Source organism: Viridibacillus sp. NPDC093762 (assembly GCF_050279675.1).
Taxonomy (GTDB): domain Bacteria; phylum Bacillota; class Bacilli; order Bacillales_A; family Planococcaceae; genus Viridibacillus.
On the sequence record NZ_JBNNUK010000002.1, the window covers coordinates 48,669 to 69,531 of the forward strand.

Here is a 20,863-nt window from a genome sequence, read left to right on the forward strand (position 1 = left end):
AAGCACCAGTGAGTTAAAAGGAGAGCCGAATAGGTTAAAAGAGAGCGTAAGTAGAGCAAAAGGACGTCCAAAAGGAGCGAGTAGGTTAAAAGAAAGCACCAGTGAGTTAAAAGGAGAGCCGAATAGGTTAAAAGAGAGCGTAAGTAGAGCAAAAGGACGTCCAAAAGGAGCGAGTAGGTTAAAAGAAAGCTCCAGTGAGTTAAAAGGAGAGCTGAATAGGTTAAAGGAGAGCTGAATAGGTTAAAGGAGAGCCCGAGTAGAGCAAAAGGACGTCCAAAAAGAGCGAATAGGTTAAAAGAAAGCACCAGTGAGTTAAAAGGAGAGCCGAATAGGTTAAAAGAGAGCCCGAGTAGAGCAAAAGGACGTCCAAAAAGAGCGAGTAGGTTAAAAGAAAGCACCAGTGAGTTAAAAGGAGAGCCAAATAGGTTAAAGGAGAGTCCCAGTAGCGCAAAAGGAAGCCAAAAAAGAGCGAGTAGGTTAAAAGCAGAGCCCAATAACGTAACAGGTAGACTAAAAAACAGGAGTATGTTAAATAAGCGCTCAAGGAGTGCAAATGAAAACCCGAAAACAGCTTGATAAGTCAAATAAACTCACAAGAAAAATTCACCAACTTTTCCTCAAAAAAAAAAACCGCAAAAGGAATCACCCTCTTGCGGTCAAAATAGATTAAGCGTGCACTACAGATAATGTAGCAAGTCGTTCAACAGCCTCAGCGATTAATTCTTCTTTTTGAACAAGTGCTAAGCGTACATAACCCGATCCAGCATCACCAAAGATGATTCCTGGTACCATAACTACGCCTGTTTCTTTAATTGCGTGATATACGAAGTCGATATCGTTCATTTCTTGATTTGGATATTTAGCCCAGACGAACATACCACCCTTTGAAGGTGTTACGTTCCAGCCAATTTTAGTTAAACCATCCATTAAAATATGGTGTCGTTTTGAGAATGTAGCACGAAGACGATCTGTTATTTCTTCAGCATTGTCTAAAGCAACAATACCAGCTTCTTGGATTGGCTCAAAAGTGCCGTAATCCAAATTAGATTTTAGTTCTTGGATAATTGAGATCATCTCAGCATTTCCTGCTATGTACGCAATACGTGCACCAGCTAAACTAAAGCTTTTAGAAAGAGAGTTGATTTCCATGCCGACTTCTTTTGCTCCTGGTGTAGCAAGGAAGCTTGATGGACGGTCGCCTTCAAAATAGAATTCTGAATAGGCAGCATCATGTAAAATAATGACATTATATTTACGGCCAAATGCAACTGCTTTAGCGAAAAACTCTTCGTTAGGCATTGCAGGTACTGGATTTCCTGGTAAGTTTAGGATCATCAGTTTTGCCTTTTCAGCAACCTCTACAGGAATTGCGTCGAAATCTGGTAAGTAATTATTTTCTTCTAATAAAGGCATATAGTAAGGAATAGCTTCTGCAAGATGAATACCGGCATCAAAGGCTACGTAGGCTGGGTTCGTCGTTAGTACATAGTCACCTTTATTACAGAAGGCCATCGGTAAATGAACAAGTCCTTCTTGTGAACCCATTGTTTGAATAATTTCCGTATTTGGATCTAAATCTACATTAGTACGACGTTTGTAATAACGTGCTACCGCTTCATAGAAACGTTTTGTACCACTTAGTGTATAGCCATATGAGCTGGCTAATGCACTTTGTTCAGACATTACTTTACGTACTTTTTCGTCTGGTGGAAGATCCGGGCTTCCTAAGCTTAAATCGATTAATTTAACGCCTTCAGCTGCTTTCACATTGGCCGCCGCTTTTAAATCACCGAATATTGCTTTTGGAAACATAGCCATTTTTTTTGATTTTTCGATTTTCACATGCAAGCACTCCTTAGTTGCAAAAGTAATTTTAAGAAATATTTTAACATACTAAAGCTATTATGTAACAGTTAAACTTAAGTAATTTCATATAATTTGAAAAAATTTCTCTGAATGTTCAATGTTTATGAGTGTTTTTAAAATAAAAAAAGAATTTCTAGTTCATATTAACTGATTTAATATATTGGATTAGGTATATTGGAATCATGTTATCTATTTAAAAAAATATACATCACCACTATATGGTAATTAAAATTATATAAATATACAAAAATATAACAATCGAAGTATTGTTTTAAGTTATTGCAAATAAATCAATTATCATTTTTAAAGAGAAAAATCAGAGTTCTTATAATTGGATTTTGTAACAGTTTATAATACAGATTAAGACTAGATTGAAATATAGTCATAAAGTAAGTGCATCACCAATTGAATCTACCTCTACAGCTTTCTAAGTTCAAAATAAAATTTCATAAGGTAAACCAAATGTATATGATATGCATTTGGTTTTTTTTTTGAAAAATCATACACATTTTCAAAAGTTGCAAATATAAAATTGCTTTTTACTAAGTAAATGTTGTAAACCTTATTAAATTTTCAAAAAAACTATAACATTCGGCTTATTATTTGTGTTTCTCTTTCATTTATATAGAAATATTTTGAAAACAAATATACTCGACTTAGATTTCATCATAATAGAAGAGTAATGTTCATATATTTCTTAAAGATAAGACCTTGAAAAATAAAGGTTTAGAATGAACTTAACGTAAATTTTTATCTTCTATTCATAATTTATTTTTGAAAAAAATGTAACGCGTATTCTAAATTAAGTAATATAATCAATACATTTGTTATAGGTGAAGTTCGAAATTTATGGTAAAAATGGAGGTTAAAAATGCAAGCGAATGTAATAGATAGGCCTAGATTTTACGCTAAATATGGAAAAAGACTATTAGATATAGTTATTTCTAGTATTTTATTGCCAATTATCGCACTTTTCATGCTAATAATAGCAATTATATTACTATTTGTATCCGGAAGACCTATTTTCTTTACTCAACAGAGAACGGGAATAAATTACTCAAACTTTCAAATTTGGAAGTTCAGGACGATGCGTAATAATCTTAGTCAGAAGAACAAGGTAAATGACTGGGAAGGTGGGGTACCTGAACAGTTCGTCTTTAAGAGTTCACAGGATACGCGGATGACTGGAATCGGGAAGTTACTAAGAAAACTGAGCTTAGATGAACTACCACAAATTATTAATGTTTTAAAGGGTGAAATGAGTTTAGTAGGACCAAGACCTGAAGTACCTGAAATTACAGCTTATTATAATCTAGAACAAGCTAAAAGATTGTATATGAAACCAGGAATTACAGGATTGGCGCAAATAAATGGACGTTCTAATATTCCTCATGGAAGAAAAATAAATTATGACATTGATTACGTAGAGAACTGCTCATTTCTACTCGATATCAAAATTTTAATGCGCACTATACGTGTAGTTTTTAGTCGAGAGGGAGCTTATTAAAAAGTACTTCAAGTCATATTTCATCCATTATATGGCCATGTATTGCACGTAAGTCGAAAAATAATGATGTTTAATCATCATTATTTTCTTCACTACAGATCAAAATCAAGCGGAAAGACATTTAGTAAACTAGAGATGTAAAGTCATGAAAGTTGGAGTGAGAAGAAATATTAGCTTATTTTAACTAATACATAATAGATTCTTTGAAGGTTTTTTAGTATTTGAAACTGTACTACAGTCAGAAATCTTAGACCTTTAACAGCGACTATTAACTCCAAATTAAAAACTAGAAAATTTCAATGAAGTTTTTATGTAATTATGAGCTTTCAATATTTTAGCTTTAATAGTAAAAAATTTGGCATATGGTAATCAGTTACATTAATAATGATTAGATCAGAGTTTATTGGATAATACAAAGATCTAAGAAAGGTGAGGTAATGAAAATTGTTCAAATAATCACGAAATTAGATACAACTGGCGGAGCACAAACACATGTACTGGCTCTCACAAAACAACTAGCAGTAGATGGACATGAAATAACAATCCTCACTTCAAAAGGGGCACTCATTTATCAGCCGTTAAATGAAAAGAATATAAGCATAATACAACTTCAACATTTAAAATGGGCTATTCACCTTGTAGCTGATATTCGTGCATTTTTTGAAATACGTTCAAATTTACGTCGTATCAATCCAGATGTTGTAGCTCTACATTCATCAAAAGCGGGTGTAGTTGGTAGGTTAGCAGCTTTTTCTTTAAAGATACCAACTATCTTCACTGTACATGGTTGGGCATTTACGGAAGGTGTAAAACCAATAAAACGTTGGATTTATCAACAAATCGAGAGGGCATTTGCCCGAAAAACGACAAAGATTATTACTGTTTCAAATTATGATTACTCACTTGCTATAGAGAAAAAAGTTGGGAAAAAAGACAATATGACGACGATTCATAACGGTATTCATAGTAGTGGTAAACAAGTCTTTTCTCAAAATAAAATACCAAAAATCATTATGGTAGCAAGATTTGAGCAACCTAAACGGCAAGATTTATTGATTGAGGTACTGTCCACAATGAAAGAGAAAGAGTGGCAGCTCGTATTCATAGGCGATGGAAAAGAGATGGAGGCTACAAAAGCATTATCGCTACAACATGATATTGCTCATCGTGTTACATTTCTAGGTTCTCGTGATGATATAGAAACACAATTACAGCAGGCTGACCTATTTGTCCTTTTGTCTAATTTTGAAGGACTACCTATCTCTATTTTAGAGGCAATGAGAGCTCAGTTACCGGTTATCGCTTCGAATGTAGGGGGGGTACCAGAAATAATTATCGATGGTGAAACAGGGTATATAGTAAATCATGATATACAAGTTATTAAAGACCGGTTGATTCAATTACTAGAGAATCGCGATTTAAGGCTACAACTAGGTCATGCAGGTTGCCGTTATTTCGAAGATAGATTCTCATTTCATTCTATGTATGATAAAACAGTGAGCCAGTATTTACAGGCGCACAATGTAAAGAAAGAGTTAATAGATGTAACAATACTTGATCATCACTAAGTTTCTATCATCATTTCTCTAGTTTTTTTAATAAGACAAGTATTTGAATGTTTTCAATAAAGGAGGCGATTATCCAAGAGACATCTCGTACCGGAGGGAAGCATGTAATTAGTAATCCAAAGAAGTTAAGAAATGGAGAGAAGCATTGAACATTCTAGTAACTGGTGGAGCAGGATATATTGGCTCACATATTTGTATCGAGTTAATACAAGCTGGTCATGAAATCATTATTGTAGATAATTTTATTAATAGTAATATGGAAGTAATCAATCGTATGCAAGCGATCACAAAGAAAAAAATAACATGTCTCTCCGTAGATATTAGTCATAGAGAAGATTTAGAAAAAGTGTTTCAAAACTATTCAATAGATAGTGTCATTCATTTAGCAGGTTCCAAATCTGTTCCAGAATCCCTCCACAATCCTATCAAATACTACTTGCAGAATTTGGTGAGCACAATACAGTTAGTGGAAATAATGAATAAATATAAAGTACGGCAACTTGTTTTCAGTTCATCAGCAACTGTCTATGGCACCCCAGATCAATGTCCTATCCCAGAAACTGCATCCTTAAATACAACGAACCCTTATGGAACAACAAAGCTAGCTGTTGAAAAATTCTTATATGAATTTGCACAATCCAATCATTCTTTTTCAATAGTTTCATTACGTTATTTTAATCCAATTGGAGCACATGATAGTGGCATGATAGGAGAAGATCCTTTTTCCATTCCGAATAATTTGATGCCTTATATAACACAAGTGGCCACTGGTAAATTACCCTATTTAAATATCTATGGAAATGATTATCCGACGCTTGATGGAACCGGTATTCGTGATTATATTCATGTAGTAGACTTAGCAAAAGGTCATGTAAAAGCGTTAGAAAGTTTAATAGGAAAGTTTGGATGGAGAGTATTTAATCTAGGTACAGGCGAAGGATATAGCGTCCTACAAGTTGTAAAAACATTCGAATATGTTTCCGGTATTCCAATTAAATACCTTATTAGCGATCGACGTGAAGGTGATGTTGCCATTAGCTATGCAGATGTGACAAAAGCAAAGCAACAACTGGGTTGGGTAGCAGAAAAAACATTAGAAGATATGTGTAGAGATGCTTGGAGATGGCAAAGAAATAATCCAAATGGTTATAAAGTAAGGAATTTAGCGGAAAATCAGTTGTTATATATAACTGATTTGTAATTGTTGCATAAAAATGGAATAGTTTTTTTACTATATTAAATATACTGAACTACCCTGATATAAAATATTTTTCCAAAGCCCTGTAGGAAAACTATGAGGGCTTATTTCCTATGATTAAATTGACAGAAATGTTTGCTTATCTGACAATTTAGTGATAGGATTAAATCAATTATATATTCTTATCAAGAGAAGCAGAGGGATAAGGCCCTGTGAAGCTTCAGCAACCTCTGATTCAATCAGAAAGGTGCTAAGTCCTACAAGACAATAGTCTTGGAAGATAAGAAACGAGCGTGTTGAATTAGCCCTCATTCTTATCCTAAGAATGAGGGCTTTTTACATACGTGTACATAATAAACAAAAGGAAAGGGAGAGAATTAGTAATGCCAATTAATATTCCAAAAAACCTTCCGGCAACGGAATTACTAAAAGAGGAAAAAATATTCGTAATGGAAGAGGACCGTTCAAAAAGCCAAAATATTCGTCCTTTAAATATATTAATTTTGAATTTGATGCCAGAAAAAGAGAAAACCGAGCTTCAATTGTTACGTCTCCTAGGTAATACACCACTACAAGTGAACGTAACGTTTTTAAATACTGCGACGTATGTTTCAAAAAATGTTAGTAAAACACATTTAGAATCATTTTATACGACGTTTGAACATGTTAAGCACCGACGCTTTGATGGCATGATTATAACGGGAGCACCGATTGAATTAATGGAGTTTGAAGATGTTGAATTCTGGGAAGAAATCGTCAGTATTATGGATTGGACCAAAGCAAATGTTACATCTGTTTTGCATATCTGTTGGGGTGCACAAGCGGCACTTTACCATCATTATGGTATTGGAAAATTCCCGTTGGCGAAGAAATGTTCAGGAATTTATGATCATACAATCACAGATCCAACTGTGAAACTTGTTCGTGGTTTTAATGACTTATTCACCGCGCCACATTCAAGGAATACATCAGTAGCTATTGAAGAAGTTGAAGATCATCCAAAGCTCAAGCTATTGTCAGCCTCTGATGATGCTGGAGTATTTATCGTAATATCAGAAGATGAAAAGCACATCATGATTACCGGGCATTTTGAATACGATGCTCATACATTGGCAGATGAATATTCTCGTGACGTTGCTAAAGGGTTGAAAATAGAGGTTCCACAAAATTATTTTCCAAATGATGATCCAGCAAAGCAACCATTTAATACTTGGCGTTCACATACTCACTTATTGTTCTCTAACTGGTTGAACTACTATGTGTACCAAGAAACACCATTTGAGTGGGAATGATATAGATAAAGGATCTATTCCATTAGATAAATAGAATAGGGCATTTTCTCTTAATTGTAGATACTTTTTATAAGTAAAAACCATTTTCTATTAAAATCATTAGGTAAGCACCTTAGAAGCCTACTTTATGCTATGATAAATGTAGTTTATCTCGAAGGGAAGACAATTAATGAAATCACCTTTTACATTTATTCATACAGAACCAAAAAATATGGATCCATCAAAAAAATACCCAGCTATTTTCTTATTACATGGGATGGGGAGTAATGAGCAAGATTTACCTGGTTTAGTAGCTGATTTTGAAGAAAGTTGTCATATCTTTAGTTTACGTGGCCCTATTACACAAAAACCTGGTTATGCATTCTTTACAATTCAAGGTACAGGAGAACCAGACCGTCCAGTTTTTGATAAAGTAGTTCATTTTATCGGAGAATTTATAGATGAAGCTTCTTTTATTTATAATATTGATGTAGAGAAAGTGGTATTGATGGGCTTTAGCCAAGGAGCTATTTTAGCTCAATCACTAGCCTTTGTTTTAGGGGGTAAATTAACAGCTGTTGTCGCTTTAAGTGGTTATATTCCTGATTTTGTGAAAAATGAATATCATAAGCAATCAGTGGAACATATGCCAATTTTCATCTCACATGGTGAATATGATTATGTTCTTCCTCATCAATGGGGCGTTGAAAGTAAAGACTTCTTAGAGTCGTTAGGTGCATCTGTCACTTTTAAGAGCTATCCAGACGGTCACGGAGTTACACCAGCTAATCACTTAGATTTAGTTACTTTCTTAAAAGAACAAATTTCTTAACTTTACTTTAAAAATAACGAGCAATATTATGCACTAACCTATAAATATGAGACAAATAAAAACACCTCCACGTTGAAAAAAGGGTATCCTACCTTAGTAATCAACGTGGAGGTGTTTTTTTGTAGGTCAAGAGTCAGTTAACCGTAACTGGCGCTCGAATTAACTGTAAAAAAATGTTGCATCACATATTTTTTTTGCCCTTATTTTTTATGTCCAACTTAGTGTAGCAGATTCAAATTAACATAAATACCTAAATAAAAAAATCATCTCACCTCTAAAAAATCTATAGAGGAGAGATGATTTTAATCAATCTTTTATCATAAATGAACAAAATTTTTTATAAAGCTACAAGAGGCAAATCCAATTGTTTCTAATTATTAACAGTTGGATGCGTTTCTTTTTTTTTTTTCTAATTGACACACATATTAGCCAGAGCTAATATAATAATTATAAAACACATTAGAAATGACTAATATGTAAGGAGGAAATGTATGCAAAATATAGATCTTAATATTGATATGAAAGTTAAACTAATTCATGGCTTTTCTAATAAAACTAGGCTTCAAATTCTCGAATGTCTAAAAAATCAAGAAAAAACGGTAACACAAATTGTAGAGGAAATTAAAGGGAACCAATCGAACATTTCACAACATCTTGCCTGTTTAAAAGGCTGTGGAATAATTGTGGGAAGAAATGAAGGGAAATACTGCTATTACAGTTTAAGAAATCAACAAATAAGGGATCTATTAACCATGTTCGATCTAGTTCTTGAAGATGTTCAAAATGATGTTGAATGTTGTAAACATCATATCAAATAGAGGTGATTAATTTGGCTGATAAATGTTGTAGTTCTTCTGAAGAACTACCTGTAAAACAAGCGAATTCAAGCTGTTGTACAGGTAACAAAGATTCCGTTGATAACGCCTCCCAAGAGTTTAAACAAGAAGCAACTAATTGTTGTAGTAATAATATATCAAAGGAAATCGTAAAAGAAATAGAAGAGGTAAGTTGCTGCAGTAGTTCTACTACAATGACTGAAGATATAATTCCGGTTAAAACAAGTTGTTGTAGTAGTAATGAACAACCGAAAGAAGAGGCGTTTTTGAATCCTCTTACTTCAGGAGAGAGAATGTCATTCAGAGTACATGGAATGGATTGTCCTGCATGTGCAAAAACCATTGAAAAAGGTTTAAGTAAATTACAGGATATAACTGAAGTAAAAGTTAATTATAATACAGCAAAAATGCAAGTGGTTTCAAGTAACCTAAATGCTTTTATTCCAATTGAGAGTGAAATTAATAAACTCGGATTTTCTGTAGAACCATTAAATCAAAAGGAAAATATAAAGATCTTTACTATTGAAGGTATGGACTGTGGTAGCTGTGCTAAGAGCATAGAAAATCACTTAAATAACATTATATCCGTTAAAATCGTGAGCGTTAATTTTTCTACGGGGAAAATGAAAATTGAACATTCTAATACTGATGAAGATATCATTTCTGAGGTTTCTAAAATTGGTTTTAAAGCTTCATTACCGTCTAATAAACAATTGATAAAGACTCATAAAAATAAAAACGACAGCTTAGTCATCTTGTCAGGTGTACTAATAGCTTTAGGTTTTATCGGTTCATATACCGGAGTTCCTACGTTGATATCATCGGGTCTATACGTAATGGCAATGATTATAAGTGGTTATAAGCCGGTTAAGAGTGCATTTTATGCAATTAAAAGTCGTTCACTGGATATGAATGTTCTAATGTCTGCTGCAGCTATTGGAGCTGCGCTTATAGGTGAATGGCTTGAAGGGGCTACAGTTGTTTGGTTATTTGCAATTGGTACCTTACTACAAACTAAATCGATTGAACGCACAAGAAATTCTATTCGTAATCTTATGGATATAGCTCCTGCTGAAGCTTGGGTGAGTATTGGTTCAGAAATCATTAAAAAACCGGTGGAAGAGATAAAAGTCGGGGAAATCATCATTGTTAAGCCAGGTGATAAAATTCCATTAGATGGTGAAATCACTCAAGGAGAATCAAGTGTAAATCAGGCTCCAATTACAGGTGAGTCCATTCCTATAGATAAGAATATTGGTGATTTTGTATACGCAGGGACTATAAATGAACATGGTTCCCTCGAAATTAGGGTCACTAAGTTAGTTGAAGATACAACTATATCGAAAATAATTCATCTAGTCGAAGAAGCACAAGAACAAAAAGCACCAACGGAAGCTTTTGTAGATAAATTTGCAAGTATTTATACACCAATTGTGTTTATTTTAGCATTAATAATAATGATTTTGCCTCCTCTACTTGGTTCAGGTGCTTGGGGAGAATGGTTTTATAAAGGGCTCGAATTACTCGTTATAGCTTGTCCTTGTGCTCTAGTTATTTCTACACCAGTTGCAATCGTAACAGCTATTGGAAACGCAGCGAAGAACGGTGTCTTAATCAAAGGTGGAACTTTCTTAGAAAAATCAGGGGCTATCACTGCCATTGCGTTTGATAAAACTGGAACTTTGACTGAAGGGAAACCGAAAGTATCGTACATTAATGCGTTAAATGTGTCAGAAGAAGAGTTGCTTTCAATAGCCTTAACACTTGAAGAATACTCAACTCATCCAATCGCTAAAGCAATTGTGGGGTATGTGAATGATAAAAGAATCCAGCCCAAAAATGGAGAGTTATTTAAGAATATCGTAGGCAAGGGTGTTCAATCAACGATTGGTGGAGATGTTTTTTACTCCGGTAATTTAAAGCTATTTGAAGAACTGGACGTATCTTTAGATAATGTAAAAAAACATGTTCAAGAAATACAAAATCAAGGGAAAACGGTAGTTATAATTGGTACTCATGAGCAAGTCATGGGATTGATTGCAGTTTCTGATACAATACGTGAAACTTCAGCTACAGCTTTAACAGCTTTAAAACAAAGTGGAGTTAAGCAAACCGTAATGTTAACTGGGGATAATGAAGGAACTGCAAAAATGATTGCATCAGAAGCTAATGTTGATCGTTATTTCGCAGAATTATTGCCTGAGGATAAAGTGATGGCTATCAAGAAATTACAAAGTGAAGGACATAAGGTTGCCATGGTAGGAGACGGTATTAATGACGCTCCAGCCCTTGCGACAGCAGATTTAGGTATTGCAATGGGAGGAGCCGGAACAGATACGGCTATGGAGACAGCTGATATCGTCTTAATGGCGGATAATCTTGATAAACTTCCTCATACAGTGAAGTTAAGTAGAAAAGCTTTGACTATTATTAAACAAAATATTTGGTTTTCTATAATTATCAAAGTCATTGCACTTGCCTTAATTTTCCCGGGTTATCTTACACTTTGGATGGCGGTATTAAGCGATACGGGTGCAGCATTAATTGTTATTTTAAATGCCTTACGATTGTTAAAGTTTAAATAATATTCATCTACTATAGAAGGGTAATCGTCGACACTTTTTCTTTTGGTGAATTTTTATAAAAAGGAGGTTTACTTACTGTTAATGTAAATCAACAGCTAAGTAAACCTCCTTTATTTCCATCAAGTAGTCAGTTTGTAGTTTAAATAAGGGTCTCTTGTCTCGCCATTATATTTTGAGCCTGAAGTAATTTATTCTTCAATAGTTGCATCAATAATATCAAAGAACTTTATACATAAAAGTCCATCATGAGAGGATTCAATAGAAATTTTTTTTAAAATAGTCAATTTTATCAATAATACCTTGAATGATCTTAAGAGAATTATTTGAATAGTATTGGACTTCAAGTTTCAATTTATTATTTAAAGCGTTTTGAATTATGAAATTTATCTCTTCAAACTTTTGCTCATCAATTATAGGTTTTGGGACATCATTATTTGCTTGCCATTCTGTGTTATTCATAAATGGTGATTTTTAGGTTCATTCAAATGTCCTCAGTAGTTGTTGGTATTGGCTTGGCAGTTTGGACAGCTATATTGGTGGCAGATTACGTTATTCTTCACAAAAAGCAAGGTTAATCATATCAGGTGATAAAAAGATTGCTGTGAATAAAGGGAATGTAATTATATGGTTTGTAAGTGTAATTGTTGGACTTCTGTTTACTTCAAATCCATTATTCACTGCACCATTTGCAAAGGGGATTTTCAAAGGTAACAGCCTGGGATGGGAGTAATACTAACATTTGTGGTTGGTTTAGTCTTAAGTAGTATTGTTTATGTCTATTTTCAAAGTGGATACTAAAAATGAAAAACCCACTTTAGAACAAGTGGAAGCTAAGTAGTAGAATGTTAAACAAAGCCATGAGCAAAAAGTTCTCGTGGCTTTGTTTATTTCTATATTAAATGTAAATAGTAATAAGACTACTAATAATATATGACTAAATATTGATTTGATATAAACCTCGCTAGTCTATATATAAAAATCAAAATCCAGCATCTAAGAGAAAATAAAAACCATACTAGTAAAAATCTAGTACGGTTTTAGAATAAACATGTTACTTTACAGTTATGTTGGTCTTAAATTGTTGAAATAATTGCTCCCTATTTCGAGGAAAGGGGGCATCAATTGCTAACATGCCGTTTTGTTGTAATTGCTCTGCCGTTTCAAATACCCAGGGCTTCTCAAGATGAGCTTTTGAAAGTAAATTAGGCTGTTTAAAAACGGAGATGGGATCACCATGATATAGAATTTGTCCATCACTCATGACGATGATCTCATCAGCCCATTCATATGCAAAATGCACATCATGTGTCGATAAAATAATGGTTTTATGCGGTTTATGAATCGTATTTAAAAGTGACATGATTTGCTTAGAATAATATGCATCGAGACCTGCAGATGGCTCATCTAAAATAAAGACATCGGGATTCATTGCTAAAACTCCAGCAATAGCGACACGTTTTTTCTGCCCTAAACTCAAAAAGTGAATCGGTTTTTGTTGTAGGGGTATAACTTCAGTTTCTTGCATCGCCCAGTCAACTTGTTCAACGACTTTTTCTTTAGACCAGCCAAGATTAATAGGTCCAAACGAAATATCTTGTTTTACAGTGCCAGAAAATAATTGAGAATCCGGATCTTGAAAGACTATGCCAACTTGCTCTCGTAACTGTGATAAAGATTTTCGTCCATATTTCATCCTTTGACCTTTAAAATGTATCTCACCTGAAGTGGGTTGCAATATCCCATTTAAATGCTGAAATAATGTAGATTTACCAGCACCGTTATTACCGAGTAATGCAATTTTCTTACCCTTTTTTATAGAAAGAGAAAGTTCGTTTAATGCAATCGTGCCATCTTGATAGCTATGTGTAAGGTGTTGAATGTCAAAAAATAGCTCATCCATTTAGACTTCCTCCGAACCGAATATGAACAGATACAATACTAATTGAAATGAGTCCAATTACTACCCAATTTCTTTTAGAAAATGAATATTCATTCTCTAATAATTTTATATCTTCCGTATAGCACCGAGAATTCATCGCAATAATTAATTCTTTAGAACGCTGAAACACATGGACAAATAAGGAGGAAACAAGTAACCCTAACGAATTAATACTTTGTTTTACAGTTAAATAACCAAGACGAGAATTTTGTGCTTGATGAATTTTAAGTGATGTTTCCAAAAAAACAAAAATGAAGCGATATGTGATCTCGGTTAATTCGATTAATAATGCTGGTACTTTCAGCTTACTTAAGACATGTAAAATATCATGTACAGGTGTAGTCAATGTTAAGAAGTATAAGCAACTAATACTACTTAGCACTGTAAAAAATAATTGAATTGCCGTCTCAACACTATTTTCCGTAATAAAAATATGTAATCCTAGAAATTTAGTTGTCCAAAGTGATGAGGTAATTAAGGAATAGTTACTTGAAAATGAAATCAAAATGGTCAGCATACTCGATAATAGGAAAAAACTAGGTACTAATAATAACTTGAAATAATATTTAAAAGGAATTTTTGCACCTAAAATTGTAAAAGCACTCATCACAATAAGTGTGATGAGTGATACAAGTGTGTCTCTCACAGTTAACGAAAATAACATCAGAAAAAAGGTAAATACCATTTTTTCTATTGGATGAATATGCTGCCAACGATTCATATAAGCATATTTATCAATAAGAAGCATCTTATATTTGCCCCTCTTTATTTTTAACAGTATCTTTTCGTTTGTATTTACCTCTTGTTAAACCAACAAAGTAACCGATAAAGCCAGCACCAATCGCTGCTTGAAGACAGAATAATAGACTTTCGATTTCACCACTTGGTGGTTCCCAAATACTTGAGAACCAAGGCTCATAAGAAGCATTTATTTCACCAATGGCAGCTTCAGCTTCACCATCAGCCCCTCCGAATTCAGCTCCTTTTTGAATGAAAAGAGGGAAGATTGCAAGAATGACAACGATTGAGATTAGTATTAGATTTTTTTTCAACGTTGTTCAGCCCCTTTCGAGAGAACGCGCAGCGCTTTTAGCTCAGCTACGTTGTATTTTTTTAAGAAATTCATAATGACCACAGTTAAAATACCTTCAGAAATAGCTAAAGGAATTTGCGTTAATGCGAAAATACTACTGAATTTAGTGAAAGAAGCAAAGAATCCACCGACTTCAGAAGGGAAAGCAAGTGCTAATTGAATAGAAGTGACTAGATAAGTGCCAAGATCACCTAAAGTTGCAGCCAAAAATACAGCAAATGCAAAAGGTAAGCCTGCTTTAGAAGTCCCTTTGTATACACCGTAAGCAATTAGAGGACCAACGACTGCCATTGAAAAAGCATTTGCACCAAGTGTAGTTAAGCCACCGTGAGCTAAAAGCAATGATTGGAATAAAAGAACAATAAAACCTACAATACTCATTGCAAATGGTCCAAATAATACAGTTCCTAAACCTACACCAGTAGGGTGAGAACAACTACCTGTAACAGAAGGGATTTTAAGTGCAGATAAAACAAAAGCAAAAGCCCCAGATAAGCCAAGCATCATTTTAGTATCTGGATTTTCCTTAATTGTTTTACTTATTGATCGGAAACCAATAATCAAAAACGGAATTGTTACTGCCCACCAAAAGATAGCCCATTCAACAGGTAAGAACCCCTCCATAATGTGCATGGCAAATGCTTGTTTTGGAACAATCATGACAAATGCTAAAAAGTAGATTATTTTCCAGATAAATATTAATTTTAACTTATTCATATTATTCTCCCTTTTGTTTATGTATTTTTATTGGATATACAGTGATATACAAATAACACCTCCTATGAAATACCTCTCTAGATAGGGCGTACAGCAATTTTTTTAAATAAAAAAGCACCTCTTTCATAGAAAGAAGTGCGTGAAGGAAAAGTCATCAAAAAATAAGACTTACTCACTTTCACACCCATCCTCGTAGGTTGAAACAGTTCCTCACTTTATGGCAGGTCTCCTGGCTTAGATTCATCATTTTGCTACAGCCTTCCCGTCATTTGACAGTGACATCTTGTAGCAAAACTCCTCAATACAGTGGCGGGACCGCGCCGGATTAACACCGACTTCCCTTTTCAGTTAAACGCTAATTTAACACCATAAAGTTTATTGAATTGTTTGATTTCAGAATATAGTGTATCATGGGAAATTTCTTTCTACTAGATTTTTTTTATGTGATTTTCAAAAATATTGAAAATGAGTAGTAAAGTAGATATAACTGTTTTGAACGACTTTATATAGGTGAAAATGCAAACTTTAAATTATGACAAGATAATATTCATAAAAAAACTATTTGAATCTAGTAAAATTTAGTATATGATAGTTACAGATTTAGAATTTACTGAATAATACAATTGAATATCAAATTTAAAAGTGCCGACATGTTTGGACTATTGAGCATGTTGGATAATAGGGAAATCGGTTAGAATCCGATGCAGCCCCCGCTACTGTACCGCTGATGAAATGATAATACTCACTGGTGAAATACTGGGAAGAGATCAAAGTAAAGTGACGCGTAAGCCAGGAAACCTGCTTTTATAATTATGAACGATACTTTTCGGAGGGAAAGGTGAAGGCTACAGTGGACGACGCTTATTTTTTGTGTTGTCTGAATAATCTAGTTTTTAAACCTTAATTCTTTGAATTAAGGTTTTTTTATTTGCCAAAATAGATAACTAGTTGCCAATTCACCCTATTTCCATAGATTTTTCTTGAAAAATGATGAACATCGTATGGGAGGAACACTATGACAACTTGGAATTTAGAAAGTATGAAAAGCCATTTGCTTATTTGCAATGGCAGTAGTTGTTTGAAGAAAGGCGCGGAAGAGGTAACGCTGGCAGTCAGAGATGAGATTGCTATGCTTGAGATTGACGAACAAATACATACTACTCGAACTCGCTGTAATGGGCGTTGCAAAGATGCCTGTGTCGTAATTGCATATCCACAAGGTACTTGGTATAAAGCTGAATCTCCTGAAATTGGTCGTCAAATTGTACGTGATTGTATGGATCAGCAAGTTGCACCTCATGTTGTATACCAAACAATTAATGGCAACATGACGCAAAACCCGACATCAGGAGCGATTAAAGGTATTTCGAAAAACAAATAGTTAGATGTAACGAAAAGGAGATGTTTGAATGTCGCAACTTGGAAAACTTTATGTAGTCGGTTTTGGTCCAGGTGATTTTAAACATATTACAACTAGAGCAGTTGAAGCATTGCAAGAAAGTGATTTCATTATCGGTTATAAAACGTACGTTGAACTCATTCAAGATTTAATTGATAGTAATACAGCAGTCATCAGTACAGGTATGACTGAAGAAGTTTCTCGGGCTCAAGAAGCTGTAAGACAAGCTGAAAATGGTAAAAAAGTGGCAGTTATTTCAAGTGGAGATTCCGGTGTCTACGGAATGGCCGGACTAGTTTATGAAGTGTTAATCGAAAAGGGATGGACAGAAGAAACTGGTGTTGAAATTGAAGTTATTCCTGGTATTTCGGCTATTAACTCTTGTGCTTCTTTACTTGGCGCACCAGTCATGCATGATTCATGTACGATCAGCTTAAGTGACCATCTAACTCCATGGGATTTAATAGCAAAACGTGTGGAAGCTGCGGCAATGGCGGATTTTGTAATAGCTCTTTACAATCCACGTAGTGGCCGTCGTACACGCCAAATTGTCGAAACACAACGTATTTTACTACAGTATCGTTCACCTGAAACACCAGTAGGGTTAGTAAAAAGCGCCTATCGTGATAGACAAAATATCATCATTACTAATTTAAAAGATATGTTGAATCATGATATTGGCATGTTAACGACAGTTGTCATCGGCAATTCATCGACATTTTTGTATGACAATAAGATGATTACACCTCGTGGTTACCAAAGAAAGTACACATTGAATGCCGAAAAACAACCACTTAAACCACATCAACGCTTGAAAGAAGAGGCTGAGCCATGGGCAATGGACCAAGAAACCGGTATTCAGCGTAGTCAAAATATTGAAAGTACACCTGCTTTAGAAAGAGCCCAGCTACAGTCAGTTATAAAAACAGAACCAAAACCTGAAATTAGCTCTTTTGAAATGGCATTAGATGCATTAACTCGTGTGACGGGTCAACAAGTGGAAACTCAAACTACTTTTGTACAACAAGAAATGGAATCTATTTTCGAATTAGCCGTAAGCCCTGGGGTTGCCAATAAAAGATTTACACCAAAACAAATGTTGACATTAGCTGAAGTAGTTGGAGAAAAAGGGACAATGGAATATACACCAAATCATAATATTCTTTTGAAAATTCCAACAACAATACCAGATATCATTACAGCTAAACTGCAAGAAGCAAACTTTATTCTGTCACCAGTAGGTGATGTTGTCACAATAAAAGCATGTGATTTCTGTAATGGTGAAAAAACTGGCGGTATTCCATATGCAGAGGAACTTCAAGAAAAACTTGGCGGTCTGAACATGCCTAAAGAATTTAATATCGGTTTTAATGGCTGTGGTATGGCATGTTACAAAGCTGTGATGGAGGACGTCGGAATTGTCTATCGAAAAGGTAAATTTGATCTTTTTGTAGGTGCGAAACCAGTTGGTAGAACGGCTCATCCAGGACAACCGGTAGCAGAGGGCATCGAGCCTGAGAAAATTGTAGAAGTTGTCAGCAATATTGTTGAAGAATATCGTCAAAACGCACATCCGAACGAGCGCTTGTTCAAATACTTCAAACGTGTGAAGCGAATTCAAGGATTTAACTATCAAGATATGTCACCAAAAATTGAAATTGAACCTGCACCTTGCGGGGATTAACACTAAGGGGGAATTGTATTTATGAAAGCCATATTATTCGTAGGTCATGGTAGTCGTTTAGCAGAAGGTAATGCAGAGGTTAACAAATTTGTTGAGCAATTAAAGCCAACTTTAGATGATCAACTACTAGTAGAATCTTGTTTTTTAGAATTCGCATCACCAAACATTGCGCAGGGAATTGATAATTGTGTTGCTAAAGGTGCAACAGACATCCATGTTATTCCGATTATTTTATTACAAGCGGGACATTCGAAAATTCATATTCCAGCAGCGATTGACGAAGGTAAAGCAAAATATCCTACTGTAGAAATTACATATGGTCGTCCACTAGGTGTACATGAATCCATTTTCTCAATTTTAAAAGAGCGGTTAACAGAAGCTGGTTTCAATCATGAAGAGGAAAATAAAGATACAGCTATTTTATTAATCGCACGTGGTGGTAGTGACCCAGATGCTAATAGTGACTTTTATAAAATTGCCCGTATGCTTTGGGAACAGTTAAATGTTCGTACAGTAGAATGTGCATTTATGGGTGTAACTTACCCGACAGTTGAGGAAGGTATTGAAAGATGTCAGCAACTCGGAGCAAAAAAAGTAATTATGCTTCCTTACTTCCTATTCACAGGTATTCTGATGGAACGTATGGAAAAAATGGTTTTAAGTTATCAAACTACGTACCCTGAATTAGAAGTGAAATTAGCGGCTTACTTCGGTTATCATGCTGAACTAAAAACAGTATTAGCAGATAGAGTTGTAGAATCACTTCAAGGTGATGTGAAAATGAACTGTGATACTTGCCAATACCGTATCAATGCAATGGAATTTGTAGAGCATCATCACCATCATGACCATGATCATGAACACGGCCATCATCACCACCACGATCATGACCACCACCATGAACATGATCACGAACATGCTGGTACTGTAAAATGATTTTGTTTTTAGCAGGAACAAGCGATGCAAGAGAATTGGCGATAGAGTTACAACGAATTGGATACCCGATTTTAGCAACTGTTGTCACTGAATCAGCTGCAAAAAGTTTAGTTGAAGCAAATATAGAAACACATATTGGACGTCTAACAGCTGAAGATATGGCTCAATTTATTCAATCAAAAAATCTAAAAACTGTAGTTGATTCATCACATCCATTTGCAGAAGAGGCATCAAAAAACGCGCTAGAGGGTGCAAGATTAGCAAGTGTGCCATATATCCGTTATGAACGTGAAAGTCAGCAATTCGAAAATGACAAATTAATCTTAGTAAAAGACTACGAGGAAGCAGCGAATTTGGCGGCCAAAAAACGTGGTGTCATCATGCTGACAACTGGCAGTAAAACACTTGGTACATTTACTGAGAAGTTATTAGGTTTAGAGGATACAAGAGTCATTGCCCGTATGCTACCACGTTTAGATAACATGGAAAAATGCGCAGAGCTTGGTGTAGAGCAAAAGAATATTGTTGCTATTCAAGGTCCATTTTCAAAAGAGCTTAATATGGCACTTTATAAGCAATACGGTGTCACTTTAATGATTACAAAAGAAAGTGGCAAAGTAGGTTCAGTTGATGAAAAATTAACAGCAGCTCTAGAATGTGGCATTGAAACAATTATGATTGCAAGACCGAAAGTAGCTTATGAGAATGTTCATTCTACTTTTATAGATGTAATTCAAGCATTACAAACTCAACTTTCCCAAATTTAGGAGGCAGTCCAAATGGATTTTAGAACAGATTTTAAACCTTTAACAGTTGATCCAGATAAAATTTACGAACATAGTTTTGCTACTATTTTAGAGGAATATGGTCAGCATGATTTTACTGAAGATGAATGGAAAATCATTCGTCGTATTATTCATGCTTCAGCCGACTTTGATTTAGGTCGCTCAGTCATCATTCATCCAGATGCGATTGAAGCGGGTATTAGAGCTATTCGTTCTGGTAAAGCAGTTATCGCTGATGTGCAGATGATTGAAAGTGGTACAGGACATAAACGTTTCCAAAAACACGGAGGAGATGTATATTGCTACATTTCTGATGAAGATGTTTCGAAAGCAGCAAAAGAAGCAGGTGCTACACGTGCCATTATGTCAATGCAAAAAGCTGCGCATTTACATGAGGGTGGTATTTACGCAATTGGAAATGCACCAACTGCATTACTTGAATTGATTCGCTTAATTAAAGAAGGTGTAGTAAAACCTGATTTAATTATCGGAATGCCTGTTGGTTTTGTATCTGCTGCGGAATCAAAAGAAGAATTAGCTAAAATCACAGAAGTACCGTTTATTACGAACCTTGGACGCAAAGGTGGTAGTACCGTAACTGTTGCTGCACTTAATGCCATCTCATTATTAGCTGACCAGGCTTAACA

20 protein-coding genes and 3 riboswitches are annotated in these 20,863 nt (G+C 34.8%); of the genes, 13 read left to right on the forward strand and 7 right to left on the reverse strand.

From position 1 onward, the window contains the following. Together ACQKM9_RS04070 and ACQKM9_RS04075 are read right to left on the reverse strand one after the other, a co-directional pair. The coding region (locus tag ACQKM9_RS04070) for a hypothetical protein (protein WP_427732905.1) at positions 1 to 584 on the reverse strand (584 nt) is incomplete at its 3' end. Positions 585 to 666: 82 nt separating this feature from the next. Then, entirely contained in the window at positions 667 to 1,842 is a 1,176-nt protein-coding gene (locus tag ACQKM9_RS04075) for an aminotransferase class I/II-fold pyridoxal phosphate-dependent enzyme (protein ID WP_427732907.1), read from the reverse strand. Between the two features lie 895 nt (positions 1,843 to 2,737). Here ACQKM9_RS04075 and ACQKM9_RS04080 point away from each other — a divergent pair. The 7 genes from ACQKM9_RS04080 (at position 2,738) to ACQKM9_RS04110 (ending at position 11,663) form a co-directional block, all read left to right on the forward strand. Next, a complete protein-coding gene (locus ACQKM9_RS04080) occupies positions 2,738 to 3,373 on the forward strand; it encodes a sugar transferase (protein WP_427732909.1) in 636 nt (211 codons plus the stop codon). Positions 3,374 to 3,810: 437 nt separating this feature from the next. Continuing rightward, a complete protein-coding gene (locus tag ACQKM9_RS04085; protein WP_427732911.1) occupies positions 3,811 to 4,941 on the forward strand; it encodes a glycosyltransferase family 4 protein in 1,131 nt (376 codons plus the stop codon). A gap of 145 nt (positions 4,942 to 5,086) precedes the next feature. Continuing rightward, the gene (gene galE / locus ACQKM9_RS04090) at positions 5,087 to 6,142 is read left to right on the forward strand and encodes a UDP-glucose 4-epimerase GalE (RefSeq protein WP_427732913.1); all 1,056 of its coding nucleotides are present in this window, start codon (positions 5,087 to 5,089) and stop codon (positions 6,140 to 6,142) included. A 176-nt stretch (positions 6,143 to 6,318) separates the two neighbouring features. After that, positions 6,319 to 6,426, forward strand: a riboswitch (SAM riboswitch). 96 nt (positions 6,427 to 6,522) lie between these two features. After that, positions 6,523 to 7,431: a homoserine O-acetyltransferase MetA gene (gene metA, locus ACQKM9_RS04095; protein WP_427732915.1), complete on the forward strand. Its 909-nt coding sequence runs from the start codon at positions 6,523 to 6,525 to the stop codon at positions 7,429 to 7,431. A gap of 169 nt (positions 7,432 to 7,600) precedes the next feature. Continuing rightward, positions 7,601 to 8,242 carry an alpha/beta hydrolase gene (locus ACQKM9_RS04100; protein WP_427732917.1) on the forward strand — a complete coding sequence of 214 codons (642 nt, stop codon included), beginning with the start codon at positions 7,601 to 7,603 and terminating at the stop codon, positions 8,240 to 8,242. A 491-nt stretch (positions 8,243 to 8,733) separates the two neighbouring features. Then, positions 8,734 to 9,060 (forward strand): ArsR/SmtB family transcription factor, encoded by a 327-nt coding sequence (locus ACQKM9_RS04105; protein WP_427732919.1) that lies wholly within the window; start codon positions 8,734 to 8,736, stop codon positions 9,058 to 9,060. Between the two features lie 212 nt (positions 9,061 to 9,272). Next, positions 9,273 to 11,663, forward strand: coding sequence for a heavy metal translocating P-type ATPase (locus ACQKM9_RS04110; RefSeq protein WP_427733384.1), 2,391 nt, complete (start codon positions 9,273 to 9,275; stop codon positions 11,661 to 11,663). Between the two features lie 255 nt (positions 11,664 to 11,918). On the opposite strand, the gene ACQKM9_RS04115 is transcribed toward ACQKM9_RS04110, so the two are convergent. Further along, on the reverse strand, positions 11,919 to 12,122 hold the full coding sequence (locus tag ACQKM9_RS04115; protein WP_427732921.1) for a YolD-like family protein: 204 nt from the start codon (positions 12,120 to 12,122) through the stop codon (positions 11,919 to 11,921). Between the two features lie 61 nt (positions 12,123 to 12,183). Here ACQKM9_RS04115 and ACQKM9_RS04120 point away from each other — a divergent pair, with 61 nt between their 5' ends. Then, positions 12,184 to 12,393: a hypothetical protein gene (locus ACQKM9_RS04120; protein WP_427732923.1), complete on the forward strand. Its 210-nt coding sequence runs from the start codon at positions 12,184 to 12,186 to the stop codon at positions 12,391 to 12,393. A 321-nt stretch (positions 12,394 to 12,714) separates the two neighbouring features. Here the strand turns inward: ACQKM9_RS04120 and ACQKM9_RS04125 are convergent, their stop codons facing one another. Genes ACQKM9_RS04125 through ACQKM9_RS04140 form a run of 4 tightly spaced genes read right to left on the reverse strand, consistent with a single transcriptional unit; the run spans position 12,715 to position 15,412 of the window. Beyond that, on the reverse strand, positions 12,715 to 13,563 hold the full coding sequence (locus tag ACQKM9_RS04125; RefSeq protein ID WP_427732924.1) for an energy-coupling factor ABC transporter ATP-binding protein: 849 nt from the start codon (positions 13,561 to 13,563) through the stop codon (positions 12,715 to 12,717). Beyond that, positions 13,556 to 14,350: a cobalt ECF transporter T component CbiQ gene (cbiQ, locus tag ACQKM9_RS04130; RefSeq protein WP_427732926.1), complete on the reverse strand. Its 795-nt coding sequence runs from the start codon at positions 14,348 to 14,350 to the stop codon at positions 13,556 to 13,558. The genes ACQKM9_RS04125 and cbiQ overlap by 8 nt, the downstream gene beginning before the upstream one ends. 1 nt (position 14,351) lies before the next feature. Next, positions 14,352 to 14,654, reverse strand: coding sequence for an energy-coupling factor ABC transporter substrate-binding protein (locus ACQKM9_RS04135; RefSeq protein WP_427732928.1), 303 nt, complete (start codon positions 14,652 to 14,654; stop codon positions 14,352 to 14,354). Next, positions 14,651 to 15,412 carry an energy-coupling factor ABC transporter permease gene (locus tag ACQKM9_RS04140; protein WP_427732930.1) on the reverse strand — a complete coding sequence of 254 codons (762 nt, stop codon included), beginning with the start codon at positions 15,410 to 15,412 and terminating at the stop codon, positions 14,651 to 14,653. The genes ACQKM9_RS04135 and ACQKM9_RS04140 overlap by 4 nt, the downstream gene beginning before the upstream one ends. A 202-nt stretch (positions 15,413 to 15,614) precedes the next feature. Next, a riboswitch (cobalamin riboswitch) is annotated at positions 15,615 to 15,798 on the reverse strand. 237 nt (positions 15,799 to 16,035) lie between these two features. After that, positions 16,036 to 16,232: riboswitch (cobalamin riboswitch) on the forward strand. A gap of 195 nt (positions 16,233 to 16,427) precedes the next feature. Here ACQKM9_RS04140 and ACQKM9_RS04145 point away from each other — a divergent pair. From ACQKM9_RS04145 to ACQKM9_RS04165, 5 genes are read left to right on the forward strand one after another with little or no spacing between them, the layout of a single operon-like run. After that, complete coding sequence (locus ACQKM9_RS04145) at positions 16,428 to 16,793, forward strand: (2Fe-2S) ferredoxin domain-containing protein (protein ID WP_427732932.1); 366 nt, start codon at positions 16,428 to 16,430, stop codon at positions 16,791 to 16,793. 28 nt (positions 16,794 to 16,821) lie between these two features. Then, the gene (cobJ, locus tag ACQKM9_RS04150) at positions 16,822 to 18,495 is read left to right on the forward strand and encodes a precorrin-3B C(17)-methyltransferase (protein ID WP_427732934.1); all 1,674 of its coding nucleotides are present in this window, start codon (positions 16,822 to 16,824) and stop codon (positions 18,493 to 18,495) included. 21 nt (positions 18,496 to 18,516) lie between these two features. Next, the gene (locus ACQKM9_RS04155; RefSeq protein ID WP_427732936.1) at positions 18,517 to 19,431 is read left to right on the forward strand and encodes a sirohydrochlorin chelatase; all 915 of its coding nucleotides are present in this window, start codon (positions 18,517 to 18,519) and stop codon (positions 19,429 to 19,431) included. Continuing rightward, on the forward strand, positions 19,428 to 20,198 hold the full coding sequence (cobK, locus tag ACQKM9_RS04160) for a precorrin-6A reductase (protein WP_427732938.1): 771 nt from the start codon (positions 19,428 to 19,430) through the stop codon (positions 20,196 to 20,198). Before ACQKM9_RS04155 ends, cobK begins: the two co-directional genes overlap by 4 nt. A 12-nt stretch (positions 20,199 to 20,210) precedes the next feature. Then, the gene (locus ACQKM9_RS04165) at positions 20,211 to 20,861 is read left to right on the forward strand and encodes a precorrin-8X methylmutase (RefSeq protein WP_427732940.1); all 651 of its coding nucleotides are present in this window, start codon (positions 20,211 to 20,213) and stop codon (positions 20,859 to 20,861) included. Positions 20,862 to 20,863: the final 2 nt, after the last annotated feature.